At 66.9% G+C, this 284-nt stretch carries 1 protein-coding gene; it reads right to left on the reverse strand.

Translation table 11 applies throughout. The annotated features are described in order from the left end of the window. Positions 1-284, reverse strand: a 284-nt coding sequence (locus VTU_RS29910; RefSeq protein WP_010109458.1) for a SwmB domain-containing protein, incomplete at both ends; no start/stop codon positions are given.

Consider the following 284-nt stretch of genomic DNA (forward strand, 5'->3'; position numbering starts at 1 on the left):
CGGTGCTGAGCACGGGGGCGGTGATGTCGTATGCGGATGCGTTCGTCACCGCCTGGTTCGTGAGGTTGGCTGCGTCGTTGCCGGCAGCGTCCTGGAGCACGTTGTTGCCGGTCGCGGGTTTGGTGTAGTTGACGCTCACCACCTCGGTCCTGTCCACGGTGCGGCTAAGCGCCAGGGTGACGGTCTTGTCCGCGGCGTTCACCGTGACGCCGTTCACGCTGATGGCCAGGCCACTGGCGCTGCTCACCGTATAGGCCGCGGCGGGCGCGGTATTGGTTGCGTCC

This window comes from Verminephrobacter aporrectodeae subsp. tuberculatae At4, assembly GCF_000193225.1.
Lineage (GTDB): Bacteria > Pseudomonadota > Gammaproteobacteria > Burkholderiales > Burkholderiaceae_C > Acidovorax > Acidovorax aporrectodeae.